Genomic DNA, 19,093 nt, shown 5'->3' with positions numbered 1-19,093 from the left:
CCCCACTATCGTCCAATGGATTCGCAGAAGAATCTGATCGTCCGCGGCCTGTCCGTGGAGATCAGGCGTGGTGACAGGCTTGTCCGCCCTGTCGCGGACGTCACCCTTGAACTGGGTCGCGGGGAGACCCTCGGGATCGTGGGGGAGACCGGGTCCGGCAAGTCCATGACCGGCCTGGCGATCATGGGGATGCTGCCGGCCGGCGGCCGGGTGACCGGCGGTTCGATCGAGCTCGGCGGCCGGGACCTGCTCGCGATGGACCCTCGGCGGTACCGGGGCGGCGAGATCGCGATGATCTTCCAGGACTCGCTGACCTCGCTGAATCCGACCAAGAAGATCGTCGAACAGGTGGCGGAGCCCGTCCGGCTGCACCGGGGGGAGTCCCGGCGGGCCGCGCGGGAACGGGCCCGGGAGATGCTGGCGCGGGTCGGCGTCCAGCGGGACGACTACCCGCACCAGCTCTCCGGCGGGCAGCGCCAGCGGGTGATGATCGCGATGGCGCTGGTCTGCGAGCCCGAGGTCGTCATCGCCGACGAGCCCACCACGGCCCTCGACGTCACGGTCCAGGCCGAGATCCTGGACCTCCTCGACGAGCTGAGGGCGCAGCGCGGCATGTCGATGATCCTCATCACGCATGACATGGGGGTGATCGCGCAGCGGGCGGACCGTGTCGGGGTGATGTACGCCGGACGGGTGGCCGAGTCCGCGCCCACGGCGGAGATCTTCGAGCGGACGCGGCACCGGTACACGCGGGCCCTGCTGTCGTCGATCCCGACGCTCGGGCAGGACAAGGACAAGGAGCTGTTCAGCATCCCGGGCGCCCCGCCCGATCTGGCGCGACCCGAGCCGGGCTGCCCGTTCGCGCCCCGCTGCGACGCCGCGTCCGACAAGTGCCGCGAGGAGTTGCCGCCGTTCAACGGGACCCACGCCTGCTGGCACCCGGTCGACGGCCCGGTCACGTCCGCGGGACGCGGGAGGTTCACGCTGAGCGAGCCGGGAGGGACGCTTCTGCGCGTCGTCGACCTGGTCCGCGAGCACCCGGCCGGACGACGGACCGTCAAGGCGGTTTCCGGCATCAGCTTCGAGGTGGCGGCGGGGGAGACGTTCGGCCTGGTCGGCGAGTCGGGGTGCGGCAAGTCGAGCCTGGGCCGCCTGCTCGTCGGCCTCGACCGGCCGGACAGCGGCGAGGTCGTCATCGGCGGTGAGAAGGTCACCCGCCCGCGCCCGGCCGTCCAGATGATGTTCCAGGACTGCAGCGCCGCCCTCGACCCGAGGATGCGGATCGAGCGGATCCTCCGCGAACCCCTGGCGATCCACGGCATCGGCGACCGGCAGGAGCGGGTGCGCAGGCTCCTCGACGACGTCGGCCTTCCCGAGAGCGTCCTCGACCGGTACCCGTACGAACTGTCCGGCGGCCAGCGCCAGCGCGTCGGCCTGGCCCGCGCGCTCGCCCTGGACCCGCAGGTGCTGGTCGCCGACGAACCGGTCAGCGCCCTGGACGTCTCCATCCGCTCCCAGGTCCTCAACCTGATGCGCCGGGTCCAGGCCGAACGCGGGCTCAGCGGCGTCGTCATCTCGCACGATCTCGCGGTCGTGCGGTACCTCGCCGACCGGGTCGGCGTCATGTACCTCGGCAAGCTCGTCGAGACCGGCACGACCGACGAGGTGTTCGGAGCCGCGGCCCACCCCTACACCGCGGGCCTGCTGGCCGCCGTCCCGGAAGGGGAGAGGACGGGGACGCCGGTGCGCGGCGAACCGCCCAGCCCCGTCGACCCGCCCAGCGGCTGCCGCTTCCGCACCCGATGCGCCCTGGCCACCGAGGAGTGCGCCAGGACCGAGCCCCCGATGACGCCGATCGACGGCACTCACCGGGTGGCCTGCCACTACCCGTTGCGAGAGGGCCGGAATGGCTAAGTATGTTCTCCACCGCCTGGCGGTCTCGGCTCTCGTCATGCTCGGGATCTCCGCGGTCGTGTACTTCATGCTGCACCTGGTCTCGGAGAGTCCCGGCCGGATCGTCCTCGGCCAGCGGGTGTCGCCCGAGGCGGTCGCGGCCTTCAACCACCAGCACGGGTTCGACCGGCCGGTGGTCGTGCAGTACCTCGACTACCTGAAGCAGCTGCTCCACGGGGATCTCGGCCGGTCCTACAAGCTGAACGAGAACGTCTCCACGCTGATCGCGCAGAACGCCGGCCGGAGCGCGATGCTGTCGCTGGCCGGGCTCGTCCTCGCGCTGGCCATCGCGGTCCCGCTCGGCATCCTCCAGGCCGTCCGGCGCAACGGCCTGCTCGACCGGGCGGCCACGGCCGTCTCCTACATGCTGTACGCGACGCCGTCGTTCCTGCTCGGGCTCGTCCTGATCGCGGTGTTCAGCCAGCAGGCGGGCCTCTTCCCGGCCGAGGCGTCCCAGTCGCACTCGCCCTGGGCGGTCTTCACCGATCCGCGGGGGATGACCCTGCCCGTGATCACGCTGGCCGCGGGAAGCGTCGCCGTCTTCGCGCAGCATCAGCGCTCCTCGGCACTGGACCAGCTCGGCCAGGACTACATCCGGGTCGCGCGGGCCAAGGGCCTGCGGGAACGGCAGATCCTGACCCGCCACCTGCTCCGGAACGCCTGCATGCCGCTGATCACGCTGGTCGGGACCCTGGTCCCGACGGTGCTCGCCGGGAACGTCATCGTCGAATCGCTCTTCAACTACCCGGGCCTCGGCCTGCTGTTCCTGAACAGCCTGCAACGCGAGGACTATCCGCTGCTCCTCGCCTACACCCTGATGGGCGGCTTCCTGACCGTGGCCGGCAACTTCCTCGCCGACGTCATGGTCGCCGCCGCCGATCGCCGAATCGAGGTGGGGAAATGAGGCGGCATCCGCTCGCGCTCGCCGGTGGCCTGCTCCTGCTGCTCGTGGTGGGGTTCTGCGTCCTCGGCCCACTGCTCCATCCGACCAACCAGACCGACGTCGACATCGTCAACGCGGCTCTGCCGCCGGGTGGAGACCATCCGCTCGGCACCGACACCAACGGATTCGACGTGCTCGGCCGGCTGATGGCCGGCGGCCGGGTGTCGCTGGAGATCAGCCTGCTGGCCGCGCTCGTCGCGACCACGCTCGGCACCCTCTACGGCGCGGTCGCCGGGCTCGCCGGGGGAGTGGTCGACGGGTTCATGATGCGGCTGGTCGACGTGATGCTGTCGATCCCGTTCCTGTTCTTCGTGCTGATCCTCTCCGCCCGGTTCCACGCCGACGCGTTGTCGCTGAGCCTGGTCATCGGCGGTTTCTCCTGGCTGCTGTCGGCCCGGCTGGTCCGCGGTGAGGTGCTGACGCTCCGGGTGCGGGAGTACGTTCTGGCGGCCAAGGTCATGGGCGCCTCGCGACGGCGGGTCATCCTCACCCACCTGATCCCCAACGCGCTCGGCGTGATCATCGTGACCGTCACCTTCCAGGTGGCCGACGCGATCATCGTCGTCTCCGCGCTCGGCTTCCTGGGCTTCGGACTGACCTATCCCACCGCGGACTGGGGCAGCCAGCTCGCCAGCGGCGTCACCTACATCTCCGCCGACTACTGGTGGCTGGTCTATCCGGTCGGCGCCTGCATCATCCTCACGGTCCTCGCCCTCAACCTGCTCGCCGACGCCCTCCGGGACGCGATCGGGCGCCCCACCTCAGCAAGGAGCTAGCGCCATGCGCGCACGCAACTCGATCCTCCTCGCCGCCCTGCTCACCGCGACGCTCACCGTGACGGCGTGCGGCGGCGGCGGTGGGACGGCCAAGACCATCGTCTCGGCGCCCCCGAAGCAGACCGGCACGCCGAAGGACGGCGGCACGGCCGTGGTGGCGCTGACCCCCGGTCTCAGCCCGAACTTCATCTACCCCTACCCGCCCGCCTCGGCGAACGGCACCGTGATCGCCCGCGGCCAGCTGTGGCGTTCGCTGTACCGGCCGAGCGGCGAGGGAAGCCAGATCGTCGACCCCGCGCTGAGCCTGGCCGAACAGCCCGTCTACAGCGCGGACCGCAGGACCGTGACGATCAAGATGAAGGACTACAAGTGGTCCACGGGCAAGCCCGTCACGGCCGATGACGTCGTCTTCTCCCTCGACCTGCTCAAGGCCGCGCTGGCCGAGAGCCCGGCCAACTGGAGCTTCTACACCCCCGGCCAGTTCCCGGACGGCGTGGCCGCGGAGGCGACCAGGCCGGACACCCTGACGCTCACCCTGAAGACCGCGTACAACCCGTCCTACCTGCTGTCCATGCTGGCGCTGCTGTACGTCATGCCGTCCCAGGAGTGGAACATCGCCAAGGACGGCGGCCCGCACCTGGACTACACCCAGCCGAAGAACGCCAAGGCGATCTACGCCTATCTCACCAAGCAGTCCAGCCGTCAGCAGACGTTCGCCACCAACCCCCTCTGGCAGGTCGTCAACGGGCCGTACAAGCTGAAGAGCTTCGACCCGACGACCGGTTCGTTCTCCCTGGCCGCGAACAAGGCCTACAGCGGGCCGGGCGAGAAGCGCCTCGACCAGGTGGACTTCAAGGCGTTCACCTCGGCCGCCGCGGTGCTCAACCAGCTCAAGGCGGGCAACCTCACCGTCGGCACGCTGGACTCCACGTTCATCCAGCAGGCCGGCGCGCTCAAGGCCAAGGGCTACACCGTCTACGGCAGCCCCGCCCCGGCCCGCCTCGACGCGCTCACCATCAACTTCAAGCACACCGTCGGCGGTTTCGACAAGGTCATCGCGCAGCCGTACGTCCGGCAGGCGCTCCAGCGGGTGATCGACCAGAAGGGATACATCGCCAGCCGCGGCATCTACAACGGCGCCGGGGCGGAGAACCACACCACTGCGGGAGCCGACTCGCCCTACCCGCCGTCCTTCGGTGACAAGGCGCCCTATCCCTACGACCCGGCGGCGGCCGCCAAGCTTCTCACCGACCACGGCTGGAAGGTCGTGCCCGGTGGAACGACCACGTGCGAGCAGCCCTCCCTCTGCGGGGCCGGGATCAAGCAGGGGCAGACGATCGGCTTCACGATCGCGTCGGCCAACACGCCCGGCTACGTCGGCGCCCGCGACATCGCGTTCGTCTCGGCGGCCAAGAAGCTGGGGATCGAGGCGAAGATCGTGACCAAGTCGCTCAACTACATGTACGAGAACTACGGCAACTCCTTCGCCCCCGCCAAGGCCAACGAATGGGCGATGCAGGACAACGGGCCGCTCTACCTCGCTGTCGGCTACCCCAGCAGCAACACGGTGTTCAACACCGACGGCAGTTTCAACCTCGGCTCCTACGCCAGCCCGGCGACCGACAAGCTGATCAACGCCTCGACGTTCGGCGCGGACCCGAAGGCCCTGTCCGCCGAGGCCACCGCGCTCGCCCAGGACCTGCCCGTGCTGTTCTTCCCGACCCCGAACACACTGGTCGTCTGGAAGAACACGCTGTCCGGCCCCGCCTCGTCGTTCAAGGCCCTGCTGAGCTACCTGTACGCGCCGGAGCAATGGTACTTCCACGACTGATCACCGAGTTGCCCGGCGACGTCCGGGTGGTGGCGCTCGGTGAGGGCGCCCACAACATCACCGAGTTCTACGAGCTCAAGGACCAGATCCTCCGGTATCTGGTCGAGGAGCACGGGTTCACGGCGTTCGTCATGGAGTCCGGGTTCGCCGAGGGGCTGGGCGTCGACGCCTGGCTCCGGGGCGGCCCGGGGAACGTGGCGGGCGCGGCGGACGTGGAGGACGTGGCCCGCGACGGCATCACCTACCGCTTCGGAGAGTGCGCGCCGATGCGGCGGCAACTGGAGTGGATGCGGACGGCCGGAGTCGGCTTCTACGGGATGGACCTGCCGGGGTCGTCCACCTCGCCGGGGCCCGCCGTCCGGGTGATCGCCGAGCGGATGCCGGGCTGGGACCTGCGGGACCTGGCCCGGCGGAGCGACCTGGGCGGCCGGACGGAGGCGGCGGTGCGTTTCGCCGCCCTGCCGTCCGCCGAGCGGGACGAGCTGCTGACGGACCTGCGTGCCCTGACCCGCAGGGCTGCGGGCTCGCAGGACGGCGTGGTGGTGCGTGCCGCGGCGTCGCTGGAGGCGTTCCTTGACGAGCTGGAGCCGGTCCGCGACGCGGATCCGTATCCGCGGGACGCCTTCATGGCCGACACCGTGCGCTGGGTCCTGGAACGCGAGGAACGCATCGTGGTCAGCGCGCACAACGGGCACGTCCAGCGGACGCCCCTGGACGGGCGTCCGATGATGGGCGCCCTCCTGGACGCGGCGCTCGGGCCCGCGATGGCCGTCGTCGGGATGACCTACGGCTCCGGACCGGTGATCCGCTTCGTCGAGCGCTCGGCGCGGCCGTTCGACTGCGACGTCCTCCTCGAGGAGCGGGAGCCGAGCGGGCCCGCCGATCCCGCTGATCCCGGTGAGGGCTTCGACGCGCTCGTCCATCTCGACCACGCCACCCTGATCCCAGGAACGTTCGAACGGCTCCGCGCCGAGTTCGAGGAGTACCGATGAAGTACCCGCCCACCCGGACCGTCGAGATCGTCACGGACGTCGCCGGGATCGCGGTGCCCGACCCCTACCGCTGGCTGGAGGAGGAGACACCCGAGGTCCGGGAGTGGCAGCGGGAGCAGCGGGACCTGGCCACGTCCGTGATCTTCGACGGGGTGGACCGGGAGGCCGTCCGGGAGCTGGTACTGGCCTTCGACACCGGGGCCCGGCCGGATCTGCCCAGGTACGCGGCAGACCAGTGGTTCCGAGCGTCCGGGAAGGACCTGGTCGTCTCCGGCACCCCGTACGGGGCCGGCCGGCGGATCGCCTCGCTGGGGGAGGGCGTGCCGTCCTGGCTGGCGCCCTCGCCGGACGGGAGCGTCCTGGCCGTCGGCGTCTGCGACGACGGCAGCGAGCACAACACGATCCGGCTCATCGAGACGGCCACGGGCCGGGAACTCGACGGCGCTCCGACCCAGGTCCTGCACAGCGCGTGGGTCGGCGGCGTGTCCTGGCTGCCCGACGGCAGTGGGTTCTACTTCTTCGCGCTCACCGGACCGCCGGAGGAGTTCCGGCAGGCGGTCTTCCTGCACCGGCTGGGCGCCGGCACCACGCTGGAACCCGTCCCGGTGGGGACCTCCCGGGAGTACACGCTGGTCCAGGCGAGCGACCGATGGGAGGTCGCCGCGCACCGGGTGGGCGCCCCTTTCCCGATCGCGGTCCGGCGCACCGGTGAGGCGTGGCGTCCGTTCGTCGCCGACTGCCCGGGAATGATCGCCGGTCACATCGTCGGCGACCGCTACGTGGCGGTCACCGACGTGGACGCCCCGCGCGGCCGTGTCGTGGCGATCTCGCTGGACGACCCGTCGGACTGGACCGAGCTCGTCCCCGAGGGCGACACGGTCCTGCGCTCCCTGACACCGGTCGGCGACCACCTGTACCTCAGCGAGTTCGACGCGACCTTCGCGCGCGTCCGCATCCTCGACCGAGCCGGTGCGATCGTCGGCGAGGTACCGATGCCGGGACGGGGAGCGCTGTCCTCCCCGTTCTTCCCGCTGACCGCCCTGGCCGTGGGAAACCCCGCCACGTCCTTTGTCTTCGCCTTCTCCACCCCGACCACCTCGTGGGCCGTCTATGCCCACCGTCCCGGCGCCCCGCTCGAGACCCTCGTGCCTCCTGCGGTGACCCTGGACGCAACGGTCGAGGTGGGCGAGGCGGTCGCTTCCGACGGCGTCCCGATCCCGTATCACGTGATCGCCCGCCGCGACGATCCGCCGGGGCAGGACGGACGGCCCGTGCTCATCTCCGCGTACGGGGCCGCCGGGGTGCCGTTGCTGCCGTCCTACCAGGCCGATCTGGCGGCCTTCGTCGCGGCGGGCGGCACCGTCGTCCAGGCGTACCTGAGGGGTGGCGGGGAGTTCGGGCGGGACTGGTGGATGGCCGCGCACAAGGAGAGGAAGCAGGTCCGGGATTCCGACCTCGTCGCGGTCGCCGAGCATCTCATCGGCACGGGGCTGGCGGCCGCCGGCGGGCTCGCGCTCACCGGAGGGTCGGATGGCGGGCTGATGTGCGGCGTCGCCGTGACGACGCGGCCGGACCTGTGGCGGGCGGTGCTGCCGCGCGCGCCACTGCTCGACCTGATCGGCGGAACACGTGACCCCTACCTGGAGTTCGTCCTCCGCAAGGCGTGGGGCGACCCCGACGATCCCGCCGACGTCCTGCGCTTCCTGAGGTCGTCGCCGTACGAGCTGGTCCGGGACGGCGAGTTCCCCGCCGTGTACGTCCAGGCGGGGGCGAACGATCCGCGGTGCCGTCCCTGGCACGCGCGCAAGTTCGCCGCGCGGCTCCAGGCGGCCCAGCGGGGCGACGCGCCGATCCTGGTGCACGTCTTCGAGGACGCCGGGCACGGCGCGGCGACCGGTCACGACGTGGCGGTCGAGCAGGACACCGAGTGGCTGGCGTTCCTGATCAGGAGTTCCGGCCTGCGGATCTGATGGACATCAGGCGCAGCTGGATCATCGTGCTCAGCCGGGCGTCCGGGTCGCCGAGGTCGATCCCGCCGACCTTGGCCGCCCGGCGCAGCCGGTAGCGGAACGTGTTGGGGTGCACGAACATCGCCGTGGACGCCAGCGCGACGTCGCCGAACGCGTCCAGCCACGCCCGCAGCGTCTCCATGAGGTTCGCCTGGTGCTCCCGGTCGTAGGCGGCGATCCGGGCGACGGGCCCGCTGGGCAGGTCGGCCTGCGGGATCAGGTCGGACAGCTCCAGCAGCAGCGCCTCGATGTGGACCTCGTCCAGCAGCGCCACCTGCTGGTCCAGGACCCCCGCCCGCAGGACGCGCAGGGCCTGCTCGGCGCTGGAGCGGGAGCGGGTGAGCGCCGAGCCGTCCCTGGCGATTCTGCCCACCCCGATCAGGGGACGCAGGCGGGAGCCGACCCGGGCCAGGAACTCGTGGGCGATCAGGGTCGCGCGTTCCTCGGCGCCGTCGCGGGTCAGGGGCAGGACGCCGTACGCGACGTCGCCGATCAGGCCGGTCACCGAGCGCGGGTGCGCCGCGGTGAGGTGCATGGCGAAGGCGTCGGCGAGCCGCTTGCGCTCCGCGCCGATCTGGGCGGGGGCCTCCGCCGCGGCGGGCGCGACGGTGAGCGCCATGACGATCGCGGGCTCGTCCCGGAGGCCGAGACGGCGGGCGGCCTCGCGGCTCTCCGGCCCGTTGCCGAGGGCCGCGCTCAGCAGTTCCGCGCGCAGGCGGCGCTCCTTGTCGGCGTCGGCGCGCTGCCACACCAGGTGCATGGCGACGAGCTTGGACGCCTCGTAGAGCAGCCCGCTCCGCTCCTCGTCGAGCGGCTCGGGGACGACCACCCAGATCGTGCCGAGGATCTCGTCGCCCGCCCGCACGGCGATCGCCGCGCGGGGCAGCTCACCGGACTCCGGCAGCGGCGCCACGAAGACCGGGCGGTCGCTGCGGTAGATCGCCTGGAAGACGCCGCGCTCCTCCAGGATCCGCGTGAAGTGGACGGGGACCTGGCGGCTGAGGATCGTCTGGACGCGGGACGGGTCGGCCTCGTCCTGGCGGCTGGAGAACGCCAGCAGCCGGGAGTTGCGATCCTCGACGGTGACGGGCGCGTCGAGCAGGGCCGCGATCGCGTTCGCGACGGCGAACAGGTCACCGGAGCGGGCCTGGCTCGCGGCGCCGTAGGGATCGCTCTCGGCGGTCAGCGCGCGGAGCATCCCGGCCAGATGGCTCCATGAGGCGCCGCGCGCGAACGCCAGGACGGTCACCCCCGACTTCTCAGCCGCCGCGAGGAGTTCCGGGTCGGGAGTGACCGGCGCGCGGACGACCAGCCCGAGGGCCCCGCGCTCGCCCACCCGGGTGACGAACCGCGCCAGGTCCTCGTGCAGGCCGACGCCCAGGACCAGGGCGTCCGCCGGCAACTCGGGCTCGTCGAGCGGGTCGTAGATGACGACGCCGCCGATCTCCTTCTGCGACAGGTCACCGCAGACCACCTCCAGGAGGGTCGAGCCGAACTCCTCCAGGACGCGGACCAGGCCGGTCACCGGGTGGGGCATGCGCCCGGAGCCGGTGCGACTCCGGTGCGTGGTCGTGCGTTCACCATGGCGAGATCATGCCATAAGTATCGTCTGATATGTCCGAATCAACGCTGTGAAGGCCGAATCCATGTCGTTTCGGCGGTCACAGCGTCCAGGAGCCCGCGATCGGGGCTGACGCCCAGGCCCGGACCGGTCGGCACCTTCAGGTGGCCGTCCTCGAGCCGGAACGGCTCGGTGATGTCGGTCGTGTAGTACCGGTCGGACGCCGAGGTGTCGCCGGGGAACCGGAAGCCGGGCAGCGCCGCGAGCGCGACGTTCGCGGCCCTGCCGAGGCCCGTCTCCAGCATGCCGCCGCACCAGACGGGGACGTCGTGGTCCGCGCAGACGTCGTGGATGCGCTTGGACTCCAGGTAGCCGCCGACACGGCCGGGCTTGATGTTCACGATCGCGCAGGCGCCCAGGGCGATCGCGGTGGCCGCCGCGCGGGCGTCGACGATCGACTCGTCCAGGCAGATCGGGGTCCTGAGCCGTTTCGCCAGCTCCGCGTGGCCGAGGAGGTCGTCCTCGGCCAGCGGCTGCTCCAGCATGGTCAGGCCGAAGTCGTCGAGCCCGGCCAGATGATCGGCCTGGTCGATGAGGTAGGCGGCGTTGGCGTCCACCTGGAGGGGGATGTCGCCGAAGCGCTCGCGGACGGCCCTGACCGGCTCGAGGTCCCAGCCCGGTTCGATCTTGAGCTTGATCCGCCGGTAGCCCTCCTCCAGATGGCCCCCGACGACGTCCAGGAGCTGGGGGATCGTGTCGGTGATGCCCACCGAGACCCCGCACGGGACCTCCGTCCTGGTCGCGCCGAGTGCCTGGCTCAGCGGCTCACCGCGGCCCCGCAGTTCGGCGTCCAGGACGGCGGTCTCCAGGGCGGCCTTGGCCATGCGGTGGCCCTTGAACGCCGCCAGCGCGGGGCCCACCTCGTCCGCGCCGCGCACGTCCTCGACCGCCGGGGCCAGGTAGCGGGTCAACACGTCGACGGCGGCGTGGGTGTACTCGGAGGAGTACAGGGGCGCGGGGCCCGCACCGCACTCTCCCCAGCCCTCGGCCTCGTCGGTCACGACGCGCACCAGCACCGCCTCGCGGACGGTCTCGGTGCCGAAGCTCGTGCGGAAGGGGGCGACGAGCGGCATCCGGATCGTGCGGAGCTCCACTCCTGCGATCTTCATGCTCTCTCCACGATGTATCCGGCGGTGCGGTCGAATCCGATGATCTTGCAGTCGTCGTCGTCCAGAAGGCCGCCGAGGACCTCCCGGACGGCCATGCGCCACGCCGAGGCCAGCGCGGGATGGTGTTCGCGCAGAGCCTCGATGTCGTCGGGGACGGCGACCGTGACGACCTTCGCCTCGGTCGGGCGTCGCATCAGCGGCGCGCCGTCCGGGCCCATGGCGAGCAGCGCGGCCCCGGAGACCGTCGCCGTCCGCGGTCCGCCCGTGCAGGCGGCCTCGACGTCCGGGGACGACAGGCGCCAGCGGGCGAACAACCGGTCGGTGGGGTCGGTCCGGTTGACGTCGTCGTCCATCGGGCCGTAGAAGTCCGGCAGGTACTCGGTCGCCTCGGCGCCCAGTTTGACCAGGTTGAAGTGGGCGTTGCGGCGGATCAGCGGGTCGAAGGTCCACCAGATCTCGCGGGCGCCGTGTTCCAGCGCCCAGGCACGCTGATGGACTTTCAGGGCGAAGCCGATGTTCCGCCCCTGGGCCCGTGCCAGGACGCCGGCGATGTGGCTGTGCAAGGCCTCGCGGGGCGGTGGGGCGAAGAAGCCGAAACAGGCGCCGATCAGCTCGTCGCCCTCCCAGGCCCCGCTCACGTAGCCGCCCGCCTTCGCCAGCGCGCGCAGGAAGTCGGCCGTCACGGGCGAGCCGGTCGCGCCGGTCCGCCAGATCCGTTCGTACAGGCGGCGAACGGCTTCCAGCTCGCCGATCTCCTCGAGGAGACGGATGTCCACTTCAGTCACGGCAGGGATGGTTCCAGACGGCCGCTTCGGGGAGCTGGTCCGGACGAACAGAACGAAAGTCCCGATTTCGTTCGAGGAGACAAGCCAGCAGACCGGTCAGCAGATCGGTGCGCCCGGGAAGCTCGGCGACGAGGACGTGCTCGTCGGCGGCATGGGCGCCGCCGCCCACCGCGCCCAGGCCGTCCAGCGTCGGGACGCCGACCCCTGCGGTCAGGTTGCCGTCGGACGCTCCGCCGACCGCCGTCGCGGGGAGCGGCCGGCCCGCGATCCGGCAGGCCAGTGCGAAGAGGTCCCGCGAGGACCCGGCCTGAAGCGGCGGACGGTTCGGGCCGCCCGACACCTCGACCACCGCGCCGTCGAGGCGGGGACGCAGGGCCTGCATCGCGGAGTGGACGCGCCGCTGCTCGTCCTCCGTCCAGACCCTGACGTCCACCTCGAAGACGGCCTCCGCCGGGACGGTGTTGACCGTGGTGCCCGCCCTGAGCGTCGTCGGCGTCACGGTCGTCCCCCCATCGCCCAGCGCGGCCACGGCGACGAGCTGGTGGGCCGCCTCCAAGGCGGCGTTCACCCCCTTCTCGGGGTCGAGCCCGGCGTGGGAGGCCCGCCCGGTCACGCGCACCTCGTAGCGGGACACGCCCTTGCGCTCGGTCTTCAGCGCCCCGCCGGGACCGGCCGCCTCCAGCACGAGCACGGCCTCGCACCGGCGCGCCTCGTCCTCGATCAGCCTCCGCGAGGTGGGGGAGCCGGGCTCCTCGTCGCCGGTGACCAGCAGGGTCACGCCCGACCTGTCGTCCAGCGCGGCGATCGCGTGGAACGCCATCGCTAGTCCCGCCTTCATGTCGAAGCAGCCCGGCCCGCGCATCACGCCGTTCCGGACCTCGAACGGATGCGCTTCGAGGGACCCGATCGGCCACACCGTGTCATGGTGGCCGAGCACCAGCACCCGGGGCCGTCCGCCGAACCGCCACCGCAGATGCGTCCGGCCCTCGATGACGATCCGCTCCGCCTCGGCCCCCAGCCGTTCGGCCCCGACCTCCGCGACCACCTCGGCGCTCCGGGCGACCGCCGCCAGGTCCTCGGACGGGGACTCGCACGACACGAGCCGCTCGATATCGCTGATCAACGCTGCTTTCATCTCGCCAGGGTCCCGAACGCGCGGACGGGGAGACCTGTCGTCCCCGACGACATCGACACCCTCCGTTCGGTCGTCCCGACGAACGGACCATTCGTCCGATGCGCCTGAGGGCCGGGCCGCCCGACCGCGTTCATCGAGGCCGACGAACACGGCCGCGATGATTCGTCACCGCCCCCCAACGGGACGGCGCGGGAAATGCCTAGCGTTTCCCGCCATGAAAGCGCTCATGAAGACGAAGCCGGGTCCGGGGCTGGAGATGGTCGAGGTCCCGGCGCCGGAGCCGGGGCCGGGGGAGGTCCTGATCAGAGTCCTCCGTACCGGGATCTGCGGGACGGACCTGCACATCGACGCCTGGGACGCGTGGGCGGAGCGCACCGTCCGGACGCCGCTGGTGGTCGGGCACGAGTTCGCCGGGACCATCGTCGCGACCGGGGCGGGCGTCAGGGGCCTGACGGAGGGCGAACTGGTCAGCGGCGAGGGCCACCTGGTCTGCGGGAGCTGCCGCAACTGCCGGGCGGGTCGGCGCCACCTGTGCATCCGGACGGCCGGGCTCGGCGTCGAGACCGACGGCGCGTTCGCCGAGTACGTCGTCCTGCCCGAGTCCAACGTGTGGGCGCACCGGCATCCGGTCGACCCGGACGTGGCCGCGGTGTTCGACCCGTTCGGGAACGCCGTGCACACCGCGCTCGCGTTCCCCGTCCTCAACGAGGACGTCCTCATCACCGGGGCCGGGCCGATCGGGATGATGGCCGTCGCGATCGTCCGGCACGCGGGCGCCCGCAACATCGTCGTCACCGACGTGAGCGACGACCGCCTCGACCTCGCGCGCAAGCTCGGCGCGACCGTCGCCCTGAACGTCACGCGCGGGACGCTCGCCGAGGTCGAGGACGAGCTGGGCATGGTGGAGGGCTTCGACGTCGGCCTGGAGATGTCGGGTCGCGCCGACGCCCTGCGCGACATGATCGCCCACATGGGGCCGGGCGGCCGGATCGCCGCGCTCGGCCTGCCCACGGGCGACGTCCCCGTCGACATGGCCACCGTCGTCACGCGGATGCTGACCCTGCGCGGCATCTACGGCCGCGAGATGTTCGAGACCTGGTACGCCATGTCGGTGCTGCTGCAGAACGGCCTCGACATCGCGCCCGTCATCACCCACCGCTTCGGCCACGACCAGCACGAGGAGGCCTTCGCGACGGCCCGTTCCGGCCTCTGCGGCAAGGTCGTCATCGACTGGACCACCCCCGAGACCGCCTGACCAGGAGCCACCATGTACGAACGTTCCCGCGGCCCTTTCATCGACGAACTCGATGCCATCCGCGCCGCCGGCCTGGCCAAGGACGAACGCGTCCTCGCCAGCCCGCAGTCGGCGCGCATCCGCGTCGGCGACGCCGAGGTCGTCAACTTCTGCTCCAACAACTACCTGGACCTCGCGGGCCACCCCGAGGTGATCGCCGCCGCGAAGCGGGCGCTGGACGAGTGGGGCTTCGGCATGGCCTCGGTCCGCTTCATCTGCGGCACCCAGGCGCCGCACCGCGAACTGGAGTCGCGGCTGTCGGAGTTCCTCGGCTCCGAGGACACGATCCTCTACAGCTCCTGCTTCGACGCCAACGGCGGCGTCTTCGAGGCCCTCCTGTCCGATGCCGACGCGGTCGTCTCCGACGAGCTCAACCACGCCAGCATCATCGACGGGATCCGCCTGTCCAAGGCGGCCCGGCACCGCTACCGCAACCGCGACCTGGCCGATCTCGAACGCGCCCTCGACAGCGCGGCGGGCGCCCGCCACAAGCTGATCGTCACCGACGGCGTCTTCTCCATGGACGGCTCCATCGCCCCGCTCGACGGCATCTGCGACCTCGCCGACCGGCACGGCGCCCTGGTCATGGTCGACGACTCCCACGCCGTCGGGTTCCTCGGCGACGGCGGTCGCGGCACCCCGGCCCTCCACGGCGTCGCCGACCGGGTCGACATCCTCACCGGCACGCTCGGCAAAGCCCTCGGCGGCGCGAGCGGCGGGTACGTCTCCGGCCGCGCGGAGATCATCGAGCTGCTGCGCCAGCGGTCGCGTCCCTACCTGTTCTCCAACTCGCTGGCCCCGTCGATCGTCGGGGCGTCCCTGCGCGTCCTGGACCTGCTGGCCGCCTCGGACGACGCCCGTGCCCGCCTCGCCGCCAACACCGCGCTCTTCCGCGCGGAGATGGAGGCCGCGGGCTTCACGCTGCTGCCGGGCACCCACCCGATCGTGGCCGTCATGTTCGGCGACGCCCCCACGGCTGTCCGGGTCGCCGCGGACCTGCTCGCCCACGGCGTCTACGTCACCGCGTTCTCCTACCCCGTGGTCCCGAAGGGGCAGGCCCGCATCCGAGTCCAACTCTCGGCCGCCCACACCCCCGAAGATGTCCGCCACGCCGTCGCGGCCTTCCGCACGGTGACCGCCTGACAGCACCCCGCCTCCCCTGGGCCGGGGCGTCCGCGAGCGGTGTGCGCAACCCGAACGCGACCGCCGGCGGCCTCCGAGATCGGTCTTGATCATCAAGCGCGGCCGTGGTGCTATTTGCCTGCCATATCGGACACGTCGACTGGCCGATACCGCGCACCACAGAGGAGTTCGATGAGGACCTTTCTCGCTGCCGTCGCCGCTGTGGCGATCACCGGCTCGCTGGCCGCGGCCACCCCGGCTCGGGCCGACGATCTCTCGCTCGCCGACCACCTCGCCAAGACCACGTCCGGGGCCAAGGTCCTCGACCACCTGCGCGTCTTCGAGCGGATCGCCGACCAGGACGGCGGTCAGCGCGCGACGGCCACCCCGGGATTCGAGGCGTCGGCACGTTACGTCACCGACCAGCTCACCGCCGCCGGCTACACGGTGACGAGCCAGACGGTGCCCTATCGGCAGTTCATGTTCGACGCCGAGTCCGGTCAGGAGACCGCGCCGCGCGCCCGGACGATCCGGACGCTGATGCTGGACGGCTCGCCGGTCACGCCCGAGGGCGGCTTCACGGCTCCTCTGGTCTTCACGCCGGTGAAGGCGGACGGCACGAGCGGGTGCGCGGCGGCGGACTACGACGGATTCCCGGTCCAAGGCGCGATCGTGGTCGCCCCGCGCGGCTCCTGCGGGTACGTCAACCAGCAGAAGGTGATCGCCGGGCTGGGCGGCCGCGCGATGCTGCTGTACCTGGCGGAGCCCGACCCCACGAACAACTACCGGCTGCACAACTTCAGCCCGGCGGACTTCACGATCCCCTTCGCGAACATCTCACCCGAGCAGGCCGGGCAGCTGAGCGCCGACGCCGCGGAGCACCCCGTCACCTTCCACCTCGAACTCCGCGGGCACTTCGAGGACAAGACGACCGTCAACCTCTTCGCGGAGACGCGCGGCGGCTCCCCCGACCACGTCGTGATGGCCGGCGCCCATGTGGACAGCGTGCCCGAGGGGCCGGGCATCAACGACAACGTGAGCGGCGTGGCCGCCCTGATGGAGACGGCGAAGCAGCTCGCCCCGTTCCAGAACCGGGTGCGCAACAAGGTGCGGTTCGCCTTCTGGGGGGCGGAAGAGCAGATCGACGTCGGTTCCACCTACTACGTCGAGCACCTGTCGTCCGCCGAGAAGGACGCCATCGACCTCTACGAGAACTTCGAACTGATCGCCTCACCCAACTTCGCCCGCTTCCTCATCGACGGCAACATCCCGCAGGCACCGGCGTCGGCGGCCGTCACGAAGGTGTTCGAGCAGTACTTCACCCGCACCGGCCTGCCGTTCACGACCGAGCCCACGACGCGCATCGGCTCGGACCAGTATCCGTTCGCGATGGCCGGAATCGCGGTCGGCGGGATGGACATGGGCACGCTCGGGGTGAAGACACCTGAGGAGGCCAAGGTGTTCGGCGGCCAGGCGGGGCAGCAGTACGACCACTGCTACCACCAGGCGTGCGACCGGGTGGCCAACCTCAACCTCCGGGCCCTGAACGAGAACGTGCCCGCGATCGCATGGACCATCGGACGCTTCGCCATGGACACCTCGGACGTGAAATAGCGGACCTCCGCGTCGCCGAGGCCACCGGGATTCGGTCGGCCCCGGCGACGCGGAGGCCCGTTTCGTCGCACCGTCGCAGTCCAAGTCGTGTTCGACGAGGTGATCCAGCTGCTCCGGTTCAGCGGTCAGTCGAAGACCATGCGGTGCCCACGGGCCGTGTCCATGTACTCGCGGACCCGGTGGATCAGGCCGTCCCGGAGCTCGAAGACGAAGCAGTAGTCGTTGGCGTAGTGCCTGCCGTTGGCCAGCGTCGCCGTCATGGTCTCCTCCACGGTCACACGGTCTCCATCGGCGTAGAGCCCGTGGAAGGTGACGGTGACGTCGCTGACGAAGAACCGAGGGAAGTCCTCTGAGAGGAAGCGCACGATCGCCTTCCTGCCGACCATGTGGCTGGGCGCCTCAAGCGCGACGGCAGTGGCGTTCCCCGCCGGCGCGAGCCATTCGGCGTCCTCGGTGAAGACCGCTGCGATTCGGTCGGCGTCATGACTGGCGAACGCCTTCCATGCGTCCTGGACAATGCTGCGGCTCTCCTGTGACATGCCGCGACCCTATGCAGGCACAACGGCAGGGGCTGGCAGCTTTCCGACAACACCCCCCGCAGCGCCCTCCGGCCGACCCATGCCGAACGCTGGACGGGCGATGTCTCAGCCAGGCGCTTCCCAGGAGAACTCTCGAAGGCTGCCGAAGATCCCTTCGTGATCGGGCGAGCGTTGTTCGGCCAGCCACGAGTCGGGGGTCGCGCCGCTGCTGAGGCGGATGCCGTCGCCCCAGAAGGGGTCGATGAAGACCCTGTAGGTGTCGGCGAAGGTCATCTCCGCGGCGCGGAAGACGCCGTCCTCCGGGACGGACTGGTCGTTGGTGAACAGACGCATGCCGGTGCAGCGCGCCGAGTCCGACGGAGGCAGGTAGTGCCCACCGACGCTGAGAGCGCCCCACTCATCGTCAGGATCATCGGCGTGGACGATCGCTTCGGTCAGTCGGATGCGCAGGCCTCCACGGCTGGCCACAGAGCTGAACTCGAGCAATCCGGTGTCGGCCCGCAGGTAGACGTCGAAGTCGCTCGGCCGGTAGGTCGGGGGTGAGGTGGTGCGATCGACCCAACCCGGAATCAGCAGATCATCGAAGCTCACCGATTCAAGGAAAGTCAGAACATCACGCCACATGCGCGCACCCTGACCACAGATGGCCTCGGTGTCCGCCCGGTCGCCCCTGGCTGCGTGTTCTCAGCCGTGGGTTCGGAGTTCGAGGAGTTCGGGGGCGAGGATGGTGATGGTGTGGCGGTCGACCTCGATCAGGCCGTCGCGGCGGAGGCGGGAGAGCGTGCGGTTGACCGTCACCCGGGTCACGCCCAGGAGGTCGGCCAGGATCTGCTGCGTGCCTGGCAGGGCGATGGTTCCGCGTGCGTCTGTTGGGGTGCTGTTCAGTAGCCAGGCCGCGAGTCTGGCCTCTGCGGACAGGGTTGCGGTGTCGGTGGCTGATTCCTGGTGACTCCGGGCTTGGCTGGCGAGGACGTGCAGCACGTGCCTGCGCACGGAAGGAACGTCGTCGACCGTGGTCAGGAAACGGTCACGCGGCAGGGTCCGTACCGAGCACGGCGTGAGCGTGGTGAGTGTGGCGGTGTGCCCGTGGCCGTCGATCACGGCGACCTTGTCGAGCGCGCAGGGGCCGTCCCATTCGCCGAAGCGGACGACCCGACCCGAACGCGTCGTCGCGGTGGCGGCCACCCGGCCGCGGAGCAGCAGCACGAGATGCGACGCCGGATCGCCCGCATGACGCAGGACGTGTCCGGCCGGATGGTCGCGTGCGAGCGAAGCGTCCCAGAGGACGCGCAACCGGCCGTCCGACAACCCTGCGAACAGCGGAATCGCGCTCAGTGAGCGCCACACCGCCGCAGTATCAACTGATACAG

At 71.0% G+C, this 19,093-nt stretch carries 16 protein-coding genes; 9 read left to right on the top strand and 7 right to left on the bottom strand.

Translation table 11 applies throughout. The annotated features are described in order from the left end of the window. Positions 1–15 precede the first annotated feature (15 nt). Genes AB0L06_RS35160 through AB0L06_RS35135 form a run of 6 tightly spaced genes read left to right on the top strand, consistent with a single transcriptional unit; the run spans position 16 to position 8,465 of the window. Positions 16–1,914 (top strand): dipeptide ABC transporter ATP-binding protein, encoded by a 1,899-nt coding sequence (locus tag AB0L06_RS35160; protein WP_500235493.1) that lies wholly within the window; start codon positions 16–18, stop codon positions 1,912–1,914. Next, a complete protein-coding gene (locus AB0L06_RS35155) occupies positions 1,907–2,857 on the top strand; it encodes an ABC transporter permease (protein WP_500235492.1) in 951 nt (316 codons plus the stop codon). Before AB0L06_RS35160 ends, AB0L06_RS35155 begins: the two co-directional genes overlap by 8 nt. Continuing rightward, positions 2,854–3,672 (top strand): ABC transporter permease, encoded by an 819-nt coding sequence (locus AB0L06_RS35150; protein ID WP_500235491.1) that lies wholly within the window; start codon positions 2,854–2,856, stop codon positions 3,670–3,672. Before AB0L06_RS35155 ends, AB0L06_RS35150 begins: the two co-directional genes overlap by 4 nt. Before the next feature lie 4 nt (positions 3,673–3,676). Beyond that, entirely contained in the window at positions 3,677–5,503 is a 1,827-nt protein-coding gene (locus AB0L06_RS35145; RefSeq protein WP_500235490.1) for an ABC transporter substrate-binding protein, read from the top strand. Further along, the gene (locus AB0L06_RS35140; protein WP_500235489.1) at positions 5,485–6,495 is read left to right on the top strand and encodes an erythromycin esterase family protein; all 1,011 of its coding nucleotides are present in this window, start codon (positions 5,485–5,487) and stop codon (positions 6,493–6,495) included. The genes AB0L06_RS35145 and AB0L06_RS35140 overlap by 19 nt, the downstream gene beginning before the upstream one ends. Further along, positions 6,492–8,465 (top strand): prolyl oligopeptidase family serine peptidase, encoded by a 1,974-nt coding sequence (locus AB0L06_RS35135; protein ID WP_500235487.1) that lies wholly within the window; start codon positions 6,492–6,494, stop codon positions 8,463–8,465. The genes AB0L06_RS35140 and AB0L06_RS35135 overlap by 4 nt, the downstream gene beginning before the upstream one ends. Here AB0L06_RS35135 and AB0L06_RS35130 read toward each other — a convergent pair. The 4 genes from AB0L06_RS35130 to AB0L06_RS35115 all read right to left on the bottom strand — a co-directional run bounded on the left by AB0L06_RS35130 (position 8,440) and on the right by AB0L06_RS35115 (position 13,154). Beyond that, a complete protein-coding gene (locus AB0L06_RS35130; RefSeq protein ID WP_500235486.1) occupies positions 8,440–10,041 on the bottom strand; it encodes a PucR family transcriptional regulator in 1,602 nt (533 codons plus the stop codon). The two genes, AB0L06_RS35135 and AB0L06_RS35130, sit on opposite strands and share 26 nt — an antisense overlap. A gap of 86 nt (positions 10,042–10,127) precedes the next feature. Beyond that, on the bottom strand, positions 10,128–11,234 hold the full coding sequence (gene menC, locus AB0L06_RS35125; protein ID WP_500235485.1) for an o-succinylbenzoate synthase: 1,107 nt from the start codon (positions 11,232–11,234) through the stop codon (positions 10,128–10,130). Next, entirely contained in the window at positions 11,231–12,019 is a 789-nt protein-coding gene (locus AB0L06_RS35120) for a GNAT family N-acetyltransferase (protein ID WP_500235484.1), read from the bottom strand. The genes menC and AB0L06_RS35120 overlap by 4 nt, the downstream gene beginning before the upstream one ends. Next, the gene (locus AB0L06_RS35115) at positions 12,012–13,154 is read right to left on the bottom strand and encodes a M20 family metallopeptidase (protein WP_500235483.1); all 1,143 of its coding nucleotides are present in this window, start codon (positions 13,152–13,154) and stop codon (positions 12,012–12,014) included. Before AB0L06_RS35115 ends, AB0L06_RS35120 begins: the two co-directional genes overlap by 8 nt. A gap of 214 nt (positions 13,155–13,368) precedes the next feature. On the opposite strand from AB0L06_RS35115, the gene tdh reads away from it, so the two are divergent. The 3 genes from tdh (at position 13,369) to AB0L06_RS35100 (ending at position 17,184) form a co-directional block, all read left to right on the top strand. Continuing rightward, positions 13,369–14,409, top strand: coding sequence for an L-threonine 3-dehydrogenase (gene tdh, locus AB0L06_RS35110; protein ID WP_500235482.1), 1,041 nt, complete (start codon positions 13,369–13,371; stop codon positions 14,407–14,409). A 12-nt stretch (positions 14,410–14,421) separates the two neighbouring features. After that, entirely contained in the window at positions 14,422–15,591 is a 1,170-nt protein-coding gene (locus AB0L06_RS35105) for a glycine C-acetyltransferase (protein ID WP_500235481.1), read from the top strand. Positions 15,592–15,762: 171 nt separating this feature from the next. Continuing rightward, complete coding sequence (locus tag AB0L06_RS35100) at positions 15,763–17,184, top strand: M20/M25/M40 family metallo-hydrolase (RefSeq protein ID WP_500235480.1); 1,422 nt, start codon at positions 15,763–15,765, stop codon at positions 17,182–17,184. A gap of 125 nt (positions 17,185–17,309) precedes the next feature. Here the strand turns inward: AB0L06_RS35100 and AB0L06_RS35095 are convergent, their stop codons facing one another. From AB0L06_RS35095 to AB0L06_RS35085, 3 genes are all read right to left on the bottom strand, one after another. After that, complete coding sequence (locus tag AB0L06_RS35095) at positions 17,310–17,723, bottom strand: nuclear transport factor 2 family protein (protein ID WP_500235479.1); 414 nt, start codon at positions 17,721–17,723, stop codon at positions 17,310–17,312. Between the two features lie 105 nt (positions 17,724–17,828). Further along, positions 17,829–18,347 carry a hypothetical protein gene (locus tag AB0L06_RS35090; protein ID WP_500235478.1) on the bottom strand — a complete coding sequence of 173 codons (519 nt, stop codon included), beginning with the start codon at positions 18,345–18,347 and terminating at the stop codon, positions 17,829–17,831. Between the two features lie 60 nt (positions 18,348–18,407). Further along, positions 18,408–19,070, bottom strand: coding sequence for a Crp/Fnr family transcriptional regulator (locus tag AB0L06_RS35085; protein ID WP_500235477.1), 663 nt, complete (start codon positions 19,068–19,070; stop codon positions 18,408–18,410). Positions 19,071–19,093: the final 23 nt, after the last annotated feature.

It is taken from the genome of Spirillospora sp. NPDC052269 (genome assembly GCF_040679435.1).
In the GTDB taxonomy this organism is placed as follows: Bacteria; Actinomycetota; Actinomycetes; order Streptosporangiales; family Streptosporangiaceae; genus Spirillospora.
Note: the sequence above shows the minus strand (reverse complement) of the source record. Positions and strands in the feature narration are given on the sequence as shown.